This window comes from Actinotignum urinale DSM 15805, from assembly GCF_000420445.1.
Lineage (GTDB): Bacteria > Actinomycetota > Actinomycetes > Actinomycetales > Actinomycetaceae > Actinotignum > Actinotignum urinale.
Genome location: NZ_ATUY01000002.1, coordinates 256,475 through 269,770, shown reverse-complemented (window position 1 = coordinate 269,770; position 13,296 = coordinate 256,475). Strand labels below are relative to the sequence as shown.

Below are 13,296 nucleotides of genomic sequence, written 5' to 3'. Positions count from 1 at the left end.
GGCAAGCCCGCCCGTGCAAAAAAGCATCGCGCGTCAGCTACAGACGTCGCCCGTCGTCTTTTTCAAACAAATTCTGGACGTTACCCCAAATTCTGCGAATATCTCCAGGGTGGTTCATGGTATAGAGATGGATTCCATCAACACCGTTCGCAGCCAAATCGCTGATTTGCTGGGAGGCATACACCACCCCGGCTGAACGCAAGATATTTGTATCGTCGCCCCATTTATCCAACAGCAAATAAACGGTTTTGGGTATTGTTACCCCGCCACGTTTCGCCATGTTTATCGTGGATTTCATGGACATAATGGGCATAATCCCCGCCTCAACGGGAACGGTAATTCCTGCCGCGTCCAACATGTCGCGGAAACGATAGAATTTTTCGTTATCGTAAAAAAGCTGGGAAATGAGGGTGGTGGCTCCGGCGTCTACCTTGCGTTTGAGATTCTCAACATCCTGTTTCATATCCGGGCATTCGCTATGTCCTTCCGGGTAGCACGCCCCGAAAACAAGCATATCGGGATGTTTTTCGCGAATATAGGCAACTAGTTCGTTCGCGTAGTTGAAACGCCCCTGCGGTTCATAGCCCTCAAGCTGATCACCACGCAGGGCGAGAACGGCTCTCACCCCGGCCGCTTCAAACATGTCCAGGGTTTGATCAACCCGTTCTTCGCTCGAATAGAGAGCCGTCAGGTGCGTCACCACCGGGATGCGATATTCCTGACGGATTGTGTGGGCAATTCTTGCCGTAATCGTCCTATCGGATTGAGAACCATGCCCGTACGTGACCGAAATAAAATCGGGTTGCAGATCCGCTAAGCCGTCGAGGGTGTCATAAATGGTTCCGACGGTAGCGTTCCGGCGTGGCGGGAAAACTTCGAGGGAAAAAATGGGGCGTCGCATCAGTTAACTCACAGATTTTCGTAGAGATCGCGTTGCGGCAACAACATGTTCAAGCGACGGCCACGTTTCAGCGTTTCCGCGTGTTTTCAAGCCACAATCGGGGTTAATCCACACCTGATGTACATCTATTTTTGCCAGGATTTCTTTGATTCGTCCCTCGATTTCCACCTGTGTTGGGATTCTCGGGGAGTGGATATCGTATACGCCCGGCCCAACCTGAGTCTGGAAATGTGCGTCCTCAATGGCATCCAACACCACGAGTTCACCACGCGAGGCTTCGAAGGAAATCACGTCCGCGTCCATTGCGTCAATATCGCGGATTATATCGTTGAATTCGGAATAGCACATGTGGGTATGGATTTGCGTTGTTGGTTTTACGCCGGAATGCACAAGGCGGAAGGCCGGAATTGCCCAATCCAAATATTTCGTGTGCCAATCGCTCTTACGTAGCGGTAGCTTTTCGCGCAGGGCTGCTTCGTCGATCTGAATAACCCTAATTCCGGTGGCTTCCAAATCCAAAACCTCATCGCGGATTGCGAGCGCCAACTGCGTGGTCTGCTCCTCGTTACTCATATCTTCGCGTGGCCAGGACCAATTCAAAATCGTGACCGGCCCGGTAAGCATCCCTTTCACCGGATGGTCCGTGTTACTTTGAGCAAAAGCAGACCATTCCACAGTCATTGGTTCAGCCCGGCTAACATCTGACCACACGATTGGAGGCTTTACGCATCGCGTCCCGTAGGACTGCACCCAGGCATTCTTGGTGAACTTGAAACCATTGAGGTGTTGCCCGAAGTACTCGACCATGTCGTTGCGTTCAAATTCTCCATGAACCAAAACATCCAAGCCAGTGTTTTCTTGGGCGCGGAGGCAGGAAATAATCTGTTCCGCTATGAAAGTATGGTAATCGCTTTCGCTCATTTCTCCCCGCCGGAACCTCGCCCTCGCAACGCGAACTTCCTGTGTTTGCGGGAAGGAACCGATTGTTGTGGTGGGTAAGATGGGCAGGCACAGGGCGGCGCGTTGAGCAACCGCTCGCTCGTCGCGCGCCGGTGTGCGCACATAGTTCGCGTCGGTTAAATCAGCAATACGCTGTGCCAGTTGAGCATCACGCTCCACACGGTTGCCCGCAAAAAGGCTTACGTTCTGTGCAAGAATCGCTTCTTTTTCTGCCTCCGGGGTGTGTGGATCCGCAAGAACCGCAATATCTCGCAGTTCTCCAAGCTTTTCCACCGCGAAAGCGAAATGTTGCGTAACCTCAGCCGCTAGATCCGTTTCATCTGCTGTGGTGTAGGGAACGTGAAGAAGGGAACATGCGGTGTTCACCGCAATATTTTCTGTATGCTTGCGGAGTCTGGTGAGAGTTTCCAGAGTATCCGCATAGTTATTTCTCCAAATGTTACGTCCGTTCACGACCCCGGCACATAGTGTTGTATGCGGATTTACACCATTTTTTTCGACGACGGCGAGGTTCTCTTCTTTACCCTCCACAAGATCAAGGCCAACAGCATCAAAACCTAGGGCCTGGACGGCTTCATAAACATCCGCAATATGACCGAAATATGTGTTGAGTAAAATCTTGGCGCCATCTTCACGAGCGTTAAGAATAGGTTCATAGAGGGAGGTGAAGAACGCAATATCGTCGTCGTTCTTGTCGAGAACAAGGTACGGTTCATCAAACTGGAGCCACGTGGCACCGAGCGTAACAAACTTACGAACAATCTCCACATATGTCGCAATAAGGCTACCGACGAGTTCTGGGGTGGGAACAAGGGGTTCGTTTGAGGCGTCGGTTGCGAGTTTAAAGAATGTGTAGGGGCCGATGAGCACGGGTTTTGTGGCGATTCCCTGGGTGAGCGCCTCCGTGAATTCATCGAATGGTTTTGTGCTTGAAAGACGGAACGGGGTGCCAGGATCGACTTCCGGAACGAGATAGTGGTAATTCGTCGTGAACCATTTTTTCATCGGTAGTGCCGTGACGTCCCCGCGTTCGTCCTGATAGCCACGAGCCATAGCGAAGAGGGTTTCTTCGGGACTCTCGAAACCGAGGGCGCTGTAACGTTGCGGAATAGCTCCCAGCAAAATTGCGGTATCGAGGACCTGATCGTAATAACTGAAATCGTTACTGGGGATGAGCGTAATTCCGGCGTCTTTTTGAGCCTGCCAGTGGCTTGCACGCAATTCGGCTGCGACCTTGCGCATCTCTTCGATGGGAGTCATTCCCTTCCAGTAGTTTTCGATCGCTTTTTTCAGTTCTCTGTGCTGTCCAATGCGTGGAAAACCCGAAACGCTGGTAATAGTTGGCATAGTGACTCCCAAAATTGCCGAATACTTTCCTCCAAGATTTCCAGGAGTGCCCGGCCGTGTCAAGGAGCGGCTAAATCCGGCGCTTGCGTGCGCCAACGGCAATCACGCCACCGGCCGGCAAAACTTTCGCGGGATCAAGCTCCTCGGGAAGCGCCGATAAAACGAGAGAAAAAACAGCAGGTTTAGCCTGCGTCAACTCAAGTTTTCCGTTGTTTCGCTGCGCCAACTGCCGGGCAACATACAGCCCGATTCCCGTCGACCCTCCCGTGGAAAAGCCCTTCGTAAAAATTGTTTGCGCAAATTCCTCATCCACTCCCTTACCTTCATCGGCAACCTGAATCACCACGGTGCGTCCCTGCGCGTTTGAGGTCACCGTCGTCGTACCTTTTCCGTAACGGAGCGAATTTTCGACGAGGGTCGCAATAATTTGGGAAAGTGCGCGAGGGTCAGCCAAAACCGGGCCATGTTTTCCAGCTTTGAACGTGATTTTTCGGTACGCGAGCGCGAAAGGACGTGCCCACTCGGACAGTTGCTGAGTGAAAATCGGTTGAAGGGCAACAGCTTCGCTCTGCGCCTGAATATGGTGAGAAGATTCCAAAAGGTTGGTGACAACATTGGTGAGTCGCTCCACCTGTTCCAGGCACGCATTAACCTCAGACTTCACATCCTTATCGTCGGTAAGGTATTCAATTTCTTCCAAACGCATCGACAAAGAAGTAAGAGGCGTACGCAACTGATGTGACGCATCCGCAGAAAATTGGCGCTCGGCGCTAAGACGCCCGGCAACGCGATCCCCTGCGCGTTCGATTTCATTAAAAACAAGGTCGATTTCTTCAATTCCACTGGGTGTAATCACCGGGCGCGTCGTCCCCGACCCCAGCTGTTCGGTAGCTGCCGCAAGATAAATCAGCGGTGCCGAAATCTTACGCGACTGCCACAACGCGAGCGCCACCGCAAGGATGACCGTAGCCACAATGCCTATTATTTCAAGGCAGAAAAACACAATCATATCGTGGCGCACGGTGAGATAGCTCAGGTCGCGCCCCCACACGCGCCACACCGTGAAGGCAATTGGTCCGGTCAACAATATGATGGCGACACCTGCAACCATCGTGGTCATGAGGAGGAAACGTCGGCGCATTATTCAGTCTTATTCAGCCTCGAACCGGAATCCCACTCCGCGTACCGTCGCGATATATCGTGGTTTTTCCACATCCTCGCCAAGTTTTCTGCGCAACCACGAAATGTGCATATCCAGTTTCTTTGTGGATTCGGCGTTTCCCTCACCCCAGACGGTTGAGAGAAGTTTTTCACGGCTAATGGCATTGCCCGCGTCACTCATTAGGGCAACGAGAAGATCGAATTCTTTGTTGGTCAAGTGAAGTTCGCGTCCGTTTTTTGACACCGTTCTGGCGGGAATATCAAGGCTAATATCTTGGATCGTAAGAATCTCCGGGGCATTTGTAGATCCGCGATCCCAGCGACGCAGAAGTGCGCGCACACGTGCAAGAAGTTCTGCCAGCCGGAAAGGCTTAGTGACGTAATCATCCGCCCCAACATCCAGCCCAACCACCATATCTACTTCTTCACTGCGCGCTGTGAGAATAAGGATTGGGAAATCGTATCCTTGGTTGCGCGCGTTGCGTGCCACATCAAGCCCGTCCATATCGGGTAAACCCAAATCGAGGAGCATAATCTCAATGCCAGATTCGCATTCATCGAGCGCGTCAAGCGCTTCCTGCCCGGTTGTTGCCGTCAAAATAGTGTAGCCTTCACGGCTCAGAGCGCGGGTGAGCGGCTCAGAGATTGAGGTGTCGTCTTCAACAAGTAGCAAGGTAGTCACGGTTACAGTCTATTCCACATTGTGCACTACATTTGAGGTAGTCCGATATCAGAATTTTTACGACGGAGTTCGAAAACTCGTTTTTCCCCGAGCCCTTGAAGGTTCGTATTTCCCACATCAATCATATGGAACTGATCTTTCGCCACCATCGACAATCTTTGGGTAAGCGATTTTGTGGTAAGAATTGTTCCCGGGGAAGCTATGTCTGCGAGGCGAGCCACGAGATTGACAGGCGGGCCGAAAACATCCCCGAAACGTCCGAGGATTTTCCCCCATGTGAGGGAGGCGCGAACGGCAGGCAATTCAGGAACGTTGCGGAATTGCTCAACTGCTTTACATACGACGTTTGCTCCAGTGAGAACATCGTCGGCGACAAAGAGGAAAGCGTCACCCATGGATTTCACAACGCGCCCGCCATTGGAGGTGATGACGGCTCTACACACGTAATCGAAACGCTCGATGAGTGAAGCAAACTGAGAAACGTTGAGATGCTCCGTACGGTTGGTGAAGGAAACAATATCTATAAAACCAACGGCTCTAAATACGCGGTTTGCTTGGCTTTCGTCACTATCCATTTGCTCAATTTCAGCTTCGGCGTGCCGGATAAGCGCCGCCATTTGCCGATTCCACGCATATTCGAAAAGCTCAGAAATGAAGAGTTTATTATCGTGGAAGTAATCGAGAGCCCAGCGATGTGCAGAGGCCGTATTGTAGTTGAAGGCGCGTTGAGCATATTCAACGAGGGTTTCCATATGCCACTGTAGGAGCCTGTCACTCATATGGGAATCTGCGCGCAGAAGCGAGGAAATCCCGGCGTCGTCAAGCAGGTCATATTTAATAGCGAGCCCCAAATCTTTCATGGCTTTGATGTCGCCGTCGGAAAAAATGCGCTCCTCATTATCGTCTTCAATGGTTGGGAATCCCATGAGAAGCCAGAATCTGCGGATTTTATCTTTGGGCAATCCGCTAAGTTGTTCTGCTTGCTCTAACGTGTATTGGGCTTTGCCACCCTCAAGTTCGTCGATGAAAGATTCGGAAAGATGTTGTGTGTAGGTTTCGTAGTATTCTTCAGATTTTTCAGAAACTTCGCTTTCCGTTTCGGGCGTGTGCGTTATCGGTTCATCTTCCCATGTTCCTTCGCGTGGGATGACGACGCGTCCCTGGATTGTTTCAAATCCGCCGGTTTGGGGCTGATTTTCCATGGCTTTTTCGTACATTGATTGAATGAGGTTCGACGACATTCCGCGTTCTTCGTCTATTGATAATGAGTAAGGACCCGATTGAGACGCAGACGAGTGAAAAGTCGGTGATACACCCTGACTTTCCGTTGTCTTAAAATCCATTTTTTCGGGAAACACTTTATACTCGATTCTTCATCTTTAAGCGCACCGCCCCAACCCACGGACAGTGTTTTATGTCACACTTTAGTCTATGTGTGCATTAATGTCCAACCCTTAATTTTATCCTCCACGCACCTTCGGCACATAACTACATACCGCCTCGCATAACACGCCACTAATTTCGTACGCCCCTACACCTCGTTAATGAAGGAAAAGACGCGAACACCGTCGCTACCCACACCTACACCCACACCTACACACCTACCACACATCTCTGATTTCGTTCTTCCATCAAAACGTTTGCCTACGCACTTACCACATAACGAAGCACAGCAACACCGGCGAGTAAGATAAAATCAGTGTTTCGTCGACGAAAGTTGTAGGAATGAATACTAGAAACGTTTCCCATACGCGCCTTCCCCATCTCACTCTCACACTGGCAAGTAAATCACCCGCGCGTCTGGCAACCCTCCGCAACGCTGGTATTCACGCTAATGTTCAAGTGTCGGGAGTTGATGAAGAAGAGGTATTACGAAACATCCAAGCAACCCCCACACGCCAGGTTATGGCGCTGGCGAGCGCGAAAAGCCGTGCCGTTGCGCGGAATCTTCACACACCTACGGATTTCGTTATTGGTTGCGATTCTATGTTTGAATTCGACGGCGTTGTGTACGGAAAACCTCACTCTCCCGAAAACGCGCGAGAACGCTTGTTGGCGATGTCTGGAAAAACAGGCATTCTTCACACCGGACATTGCCTCGTTCATGTGGGGAGTGGAAAATCTTTGGCCGGCGTGAGCCACGCGCGCGTAACTTTTGCGCCGTTTAGCGCGGAATTTATTGATGCTTATATTGCCACCGGAGAGCCGATCGAGGTTGCGGGATCATTTACCGCCGACGGGTTGGGTGGCAGTTTCATCGATAATATCGAGGGTGATTATCACGGTGTTGTAGGGATTTCCCTGCCACTGTTGCGCCAGCTTATGGAGGGTTTCGGGCTGAGCCTCACGCAATTGTGGGAACCGCCGTTTGAACCTGAATATGGGACCCTCAGTGATGAAGCAGCAACATTATTGGCAACAAAATCTAAGCGCGGACATAGGAATGCGGATGGCTTTATGTTGTGCTCGTGCGGGCATACGCATTGGGGCATGAACGGCGCGGGTGGAATCCTGGCTTTTCGTGAACATTTTGAGCTGGGCGAAGACAAAGCTCACGACGTCGGCAAACAAAGAGAACGAGGGTCGCTAAACGAACAAGAGCACTTCGCGAGCCACACCACGCTAGATAAGGCTACAACAAACCACACAGAGCATCGCTTAAACCACGAGAACCACCACGGGCCGGAACTCCAAGTCCTACTTCAACTTCGTAGCCTGTGGAGCCATTCGGGCGGAACATGGGGATTCCCCGGTGGTGCCGTCAATTGGTCCGAGACTCCGTGGGAAGGTGCTTCACGCGAATTCGAGGAAGAAACTAGCATTTCTCCCTCTATTTTCAAGCCTGTGGGTGAGTATGTTCTCGACCATAACGATTGGCAATATTCTACGTTCGTAGCTCAATGTCCCGATGGTGTTGAAGCAATTAAGGATAAGGAGTCCTCCGAATTGCGTTGGGTCAATATTGACGACGTTGAAACCCTACCTCTTCTGCCGTCATTCGCTGCTTCATGGTCGATGTTAAAAGAGAAGTTTATCCTTTAATTTAGCAAAATATATGCCGACATATGTGATGGGAAAAGTGATGAGTGGTCATATTTTTGACCGTTGATAGGTGACGAGCCGTCACATTTTGACCGTTGATGTGGTTTGCTAGTTGTCGTTAATACCTTCAGGAAGTTCCGCAACATAGGGGTGATCGAAGGATTGGGGGCCGAGGGCTTGCGCTCCTCCCGGTGAGCCGAGTTCGTTAAAGAATTCTGCGTTCACTGACGTAAAAATTGACCATTCTTCCGGAACGTCATCTTCGTAAAATATGGCTTCTGTGGGGCACACCAGTTCGCAAGCTCCGCAGTCAACACATTCGTCTGGGTTGATATAGAGGGTGCGTTCGCCTTCATAAATGCAGTCAACCGGGCATTCGTCAACACATCCTCTGTCTTTAACATCGACACAGGGAAGCGCAATAACGTATGCCATGTGAAACTCCTTTCTTACCCTTATACACTACCCGCCACGTTTCACGTTGAAAAGGCAGGTTAGGCTTACTCCCTGTTGTTTTTCAGCACATGTTACATGCACAACAACTCATGTAGTACAGAGGATAGAGGACAAAATTGGAGGATATGGATATAACGTGGTGCCCCGGATATAAGAGGGAACTCTTATATCCGGGGCACGGGTTGTGGCAATGTGCTAATAAATTTTAGTTGCAGACGACTCCATTGAAGGGCTGATAGGTCCAGTCGTAGGAAGAATCCTCAATAACCTTCCCCTTTTCTTTCACTGTCCGGCCAACCGTCACCGTGAATCCTCGCCCGAATGCGGGTTCCGGCGTGCAACCGGGCCCGGATTTGTGCACAACGACAGGGGACCTATAGTTTCGAGGTTGCGAAGTTGTTGTTGTAACCTCAAAGTACTTGGTTGACCACAGCTTTGTTACGACTCGTCCGTTCTCGACGTATGCTTCCACAACGGCACCGTATGGGGTGCGGTTCTTCCACTTAACGTCGATTTGGCCACCCCAGAATGTGGATTCGCGTCCCATCGGGTAACGATCGAAGTACTTGGAGTGTGGCTTGTGCTCAATATTTTCCATACCCGCCAGGTATCCGATGTTGAAGGTGTTGGTTGCAAGTTGCGAAAGTCCTCCACCCAACGCTTTTGTAATATATCCGTTAACGACGACGTCGGAGGACACGTATCCTGAATTGCCATCGACTTCCCCTAGAGCTTTCTCAAGCGAGAAGGTTTCTCCGGGTTTAACGAGTGTATTGTTAATTGCTTTCGTTCCCACGCGAAGGTTTGTTGTACGCACAGAATCATTCGTCAATGGCGTGGAAATTTCGGCAACTACTTCTTTCACTCCCAGCGCATCAGCGTCTTTTGTGGAGAAAGCTGCCGGGACTTTACCTGTTTTCACTGTCATCACGCGATCTTTTGCGTCACTTTTTTGCATGGTTTCCAACAGCAGTTTCTTCAACTCCTCATCGGGAATACCTGTTCCATCCTCTGACGGGATAATTTGCGGAGTTGTGTGATTTACGATTTCAATACGTGCATCTTTACCGGGTTTGATTTTCTCTGGAACCTGTTTTTGCAGTATGGCGACGCTGTTTTTAGCGTTAATATCCACTGTCAGTTTGTTATCGACAACGGGGAAAGATGTCACGGACGCCAAATTTTCTGGTGTGAAATGAGCTTTTGCCTCATCGACGGTGACGTCAACATTCCCGGATACGATTGTTTTTGCCGTCGTATCCGCAAATTGTTGGGCGATTTTATCCGTAACAGCAGGATCTGTTTCCTCAAGTTTTAGAGCAATTTCTTTTTTACCCTCGAAGGCTTGAGATGTAAGAAGAGTTTGAGCTTTCTTGGCATTTACCAGCATTCCGGCTTTTCCCGGACCAACTTTCGGATTGGTGCCTTCAAATTTCACACTTGCATTAACAGGCTGGGTTCCCGATTCTTCGTTGAGAAGATTAATGTACGACGTGTATGTGGCATTATCAATCTTTGCTTGAGGTTCGAGTGTTTTCTTTCCACCGAATAGATGACCAAATACTTTGGCTGGGTTCAAACTAAACCCTGTTGTTCCATTCAAGGTTTTCTGCGTATCTAGGGCAACACCGTATTCTTTTGGCGTGATTTCATTCTTGTAGTCGCCAACCGTCACGGTAATTTTCTGTGCAAGGCGCGCCTCGATTTCTTTATCTAGTTTTTTGGTTGCGGAATCCTTTGTCAGTCCGCCGATATCAATTCCCGCCACTCGCGTACCTGAGGCGACGGTGTTCTTTATCATGTAGGCGTAGCCAACATACATAAGGGTAAGGAGAACAAGGATTCCAACAATAATGGCAGTCCAGAGTTTTCCTCGTCTGTTTTTAGTAACGGAACCCTTATTTTCCCCGTTTTTATCCGACGGTGTATCAACCTGTGTTTCTTCACCTGTAGCGTTATAGCTCGGGAAAGGCGCTTGTTGCACCGGCTGTTGCATGGTGTTATCTATGCCGTCGCCCTCACTGTTGTGCTCGGGATAAGGAAAAGGCCGTGCTGTTGGTTCTTCCGGAGTTCCGTTCACAATACTTCCTTCTAAATTCGTGAGAAATAATATTTGAAACTACGTTTAGTTTACTTGTTTTTACGTCGTATGCCGGGCCATAATCCACACACTGAATTTAATATTAGCCACACATGTGCCAGCCAGGGTTTGACGACCAATATGTTTTCATTCCAGGGAAAATATACCAATATGATGGTCAGCGCAAAAGATGTTAGATAAAAAGCAATCCATCCTTCTACTCCGCAGGCATCCCATACATATAGGGCGCCTGTGGCTACAAGTATTCCTGCAAGGATTAAACCCGCATACCATACGTCTGTCCCGAGGACGGGAAATCCTGCCATTCCTGCGTGGGTGAGGGTGCCAAGCAATGCGGTGAACATCCCTATAATAATCCCCATGGCTACGCGGAAAGCTAGGCGCCATTGTGCAGTTCTGTATCTGACAGATGCGTGTTTACTCAATTGCAGTTTGTTCACCGTTTCCCTACTTCCTTTGCCGTTCTCGCTTTTTACGCCCTGCAATACGTCCGCGTTGTGTGCTATCAAGAATAACTTTACGTACACGAACCGCTTCGGGTGTGACTTCAATACATTCGTCTTCGGCAGCGAATTCGATGGCTTCTTCCAACGTGAGTTTGTGTGGAGCTTGAAGGGTTTCGAAAACTTCAGCCGTGGCACTTCGCATATTTGTCATTTCTTTGGCGCGTACCACGTTGACGTCCATATCTTCGTCTCGCGGATTTTCACCCACGACTTCACCTTCATAGACTTCCCATCCGGGTTCAACGAAGAACGTTCCTCGATTTTCTAAACGTTGTAGCGCATAGGCGGTAACCTGCCCGGCTCTGTCCGAAACAAGGGATCCTGTGGCGCGGGATTCAATCTCTCCCATCCAAGGTGCGTATCCTTCCGCAATGGAGGACGCAATACCATTTCCGCGTGTTTGGGTGAGGAATTGGGATCTGAAACCAATCATTCCGCGTGCTGGAACGATGAATTCCATGCGAACCCATCCGCTTCCATGATTGTTCATGGTTTCCATACGGCCTTTGCGGGTGGCCATAAGCTGTGTAACTGTTCCCAGGAATTCTTCGGGAACGTCAATAGTGGTGCGTTGCATGGGTTCTTGGCGAACTCCGTCAATCATTTGTGTCACAACCTGTGGTTTTCCGACGGTGAGTTCAAAACCTTCACGCCTCATTTGTTCGACGAGGATAGCGAGGGCAAGTTCTCCGCGATCTTGCACTTCCCATGCATCCGGGCGGTCTGTGGGGAGAACGCGAATAGAAACATTCCCAACAAGTTCGGCATCGAGTCGATCTTTGACTTGACGTGCCGTGAGTTTGTGGCCTTTGCCGTCTTTTCCGGCAAGGGGTGAGGTGTTGATTCCAATCGTCATGGAAATGGCGGGTGGATCGACATGGATGGGAGGAAGCGGGTGGGGATCATTGGGATCCACGAGCGAATCTCCGATAGTGATGCCATCAATACCAGCAATGGCAACAATATCTCCGGGATGTGCTTCCTTCGCGGGTTTACGTTCCAAACCTTCTGTGACGAGGAGTTCGGAGATGTGTGCGGTTGTGGTTGTTTGCCCGCTATGGCGTACCCACCCAACGGTTGCGCCCTTCTTTAAAACACCGGAATAGACGCGCAGGAGCGCCAACCTTCCAAGGAATGGGGAGGCATCTAGATTCGTGACCTGCGCCACGAAGGGAGCGTCTTCTTCATAGGTTGGTGCGGGAATGTAGGTGAGGATGGCGCGGAAGAGCGGCTCAAGATCGGGGCTATCGGGAAGTTGCCCGTTGTCTGGCATGTTGAGCGAGGCACGTCCGGCTTTCGCGGATGCGTAAATCACCGGTGTTTCGAGTAGCGCATCCATCATGTCCGCATCTGGATCTTCAAGATCGGATGCCAGGGAAAGGAGCAAATCTTGCGTTTCTTCTTCAACTTCAGCGATTCTCGCATCCGGACGATCGACTTTATTAATAACGACGATAACTGGGAGTTTTGCTTCTAATGCTTTACGAAGAACAAATCGTGTTTGTGGGAGAGGGCCTTCGGATGAATCGACGAGGAGGACCACTCCATCCACCATCGCTAACCCGCGTTCTACTTCCCCGCCGAAATCTGCGTGACCTGGCGTGTCGATAACGTTAATGGTGATGCCGTTAGGTGAGTTAAATTCTTCAGCCGATGGGCCTTTGTAGGTGATTGCCGTGTTCTTTGCGAGGATTGTGATGCCTTTTTCACGTTCAAGCTCGCCTGAATCCATGACACGCACGCCTGTTTTTTCGACGGTATCGCGCTCCCCGAAAGCACCACCTTGCCACATGAGGGCATCGACGAGTGTTGTTTTTCCATGATCAACGTGGGCAACGATAGCGACATTTCGCAAATCGTAACGTGTTTTCACCTGTGTCCTACTTTCTATAACGCATTGCGTTGTTCGGGTTATGTGCGTTTTTCCCTGCTGGCTGGGCGTGTTCAGCAGAAATTTCTCGCGTACTTATCGTTGTCCTATACTCGATTCTGTACTCGATTCTGTACTCGCAGGTATCTCTATCCTGTAAACGCACGGGATTTATCGTACTCTTATCATTTAATCTGCGCCGTTAAGGAACGAAGTATAAGCTGGAAATCACAACATATACCACTTTTGAAAAACAATAAGATTGAATTA

The 13,296-nt window shown here is 50.1% G+C and carries 10 protein-coding genes; 1 reads left to right on the top strand and 9 read right to left on the bottom strand.

All coding sequences use genetic code 11. The features are described from left to right. Window positions 1-37: 37 nt before the first annotated feature. The 5 genes from metF to G445_RS09385 form a co-directional block, all read right to left on the bottom strand. The gene (metF, locus tag G445_RS0102830) at window positions 38-901 is read right to left on the bottom strand and encodes a methylenetetrahydrofolate reductase [NAD(P)H] (RefSeq protein WP_022866057.1); all 864 of its coding nucleotides are present in this window, start codon (window positions 899-901) and stop codon (window positions 38-40) included. Window positions 902-904: 3 nt separating this feature from the next. Next, window positions 905-3,208: a 5-methyltetrahydropteroyltriglutamate--homocysteine S-methyltransferase gene (gene metE / locus G445_RS0102825; protein WP_022866056.1), complete on the bottom strand. Its 2,304-nt coding sequence runs from the start codon at window positions 3,206-3,208 to the stop codon at window positions 905-907. Window positions 3,209-3,278: 70 nt separating this feature from the next. Continuing rightward, window positions 3,279-4,349 carry a sensor histidine kinase gene (locus tag G445_RS0102820; protein WP_022866055.1) on the bottom strand — a complete coding sequence of 357 codons (1,071 nt, stop codon included), beginning with the start codon at window positions 4,347-4,349 and terminating at the stop codon, window positions 3,279-3,281. A 9-nt stretch (window positions 4,350-4,358) separates the two neighbouring features. Continuing rightward, complete coding sequence (locus G445_RS0102815; RefSeq protein ID WP_022866054.1) at window positions 4,359-5,051, bottom strand: response regulator transcription factor; 693 nt, start codon at window positions 5,049-5,051, stop codon at window positions 4,359-4,361. A 26-nt stretch (window positions 5,052-5,077) separates the two neighbouring features. Then, entirely contained in the window at window positions 5,078-6,394 is a 1,317-nt protein-coding gene (locus tag G445_RS09385) for an adenylate/guanylate cyclase domain-containing protein (RefSeq protein ID WP_156825530.1), read from the bottom strand. A gap of 382 nt (window positions 6,395-6,776) precedes the next feature. Between G445_RS09385 and G445_RS10745 the strand changes: the two genes are divergently transcribed. Next, window positions 6,777-8,093, top strand: a complete 1,317-nt coding sequence (locus tag G445_RS10745) for a Maf family nucleotide pyrophosphatase (RefSeq protein WP_022866052.1) — start codon at window positions 6,777-6,779, stop codon at window positions 8,091-8,093. Between the two features lie 108 nt (window positions 8,094-8,201). Here G445_RS10745 and fdxA read toward each other — a convergent pair whose 3' ends face one another. From fdxA to typA, 4 genes are all read right to left on the bottom strand, one after another. Further along, window positions 8,202-8,528, bottom strand: a complete 327-nt coding sequence (gene fdxA, locus G445_RS0102800; protein ID WP_022866051.1) for a ferredoxin — start codon at window positions 8,526-8,528, stop codon at window positions 8,202-8,204. A 226-nt stretch (window positions 8,529-8,754) separates the two neighbouring features. After that, window positions 8,755-10,629, bottom strand: a complete 1,875-nt coding sequence (locus G445_RS09375; RefSeq protein WP_022866050.1) for a VanW family protein — start codon at window positions 10,627-10,629, stop codon at window positions 8,755-8,757. Window positions 10,630-10,679: 50 nt separating this feature from the next. Further along, the gene (locus G445_RS0102790; protein WP_022866049.1) at window positions 10,680-11,090 is read right to left on the bottom strand and encodes a hypothetical protein; all 411 of its coding nucleotides are present in this window, start codon (window positions 11,088-11,090) and stop codon (window positions 10,680-10,682) included. A 7-nt stretch (window positions 11,091-11,097) separates the two neighbouring features. Continuing rightward, on the bottom strand, window positions 11,098-13,029 hold the full coding sequence (typA, locus tag G445_RS0102785) for a translational GTPase TypA (protein WP_022866048.1): 1,932 nt from the start codon (window positions 13,027-13,029) through the stop codon (window positions 11,098-11,100). Window positions 13,030-13,296: the final 267 nt, after the last annotated feature.

Coding starts and splice junctions, on each gene's coding strand:
- metF (WP_022866057.1), bottom strand. CDS start 901: ATGCGACGCCCCATTTTTTCCCTCGAAGTTTTCCCGCCACGCCGGAAC.
- metE (WP_022866056.1), bottom strand. CDS start 3,208: ATGCCAACTATTACCAGCGTTTCGGGTTTTCCACGCATTGGACAGCAC.
- G445_RS0102820 (WP_022866055.1), bottom strand. CDS start 4,349: ATGCGCCGACGTTTCCTCCTCATGACCACGATGGTTGCAGGTGTCGCC.
- G445_RS09385 (WP_156825530.1), bottom strand. CDS start 6,394: ATGGATTTTAAGACAACGGAAAGTCAGGGTGTATCACCGACTTTTCAC.
- G445_RS10745 (WP_022866052.1), top strand. CDS start 6,777: ATGAATACTAGAAACGTTTCCCATACGCGCCTTCCCCATCTCACTCTC.
- fdxA (WP_022866051.1), bottom strand. CDS start 8,528: ATGGCATACGTTATTGCGCTTCCCTGTGTCGATGTTAAAGACAGAGGA.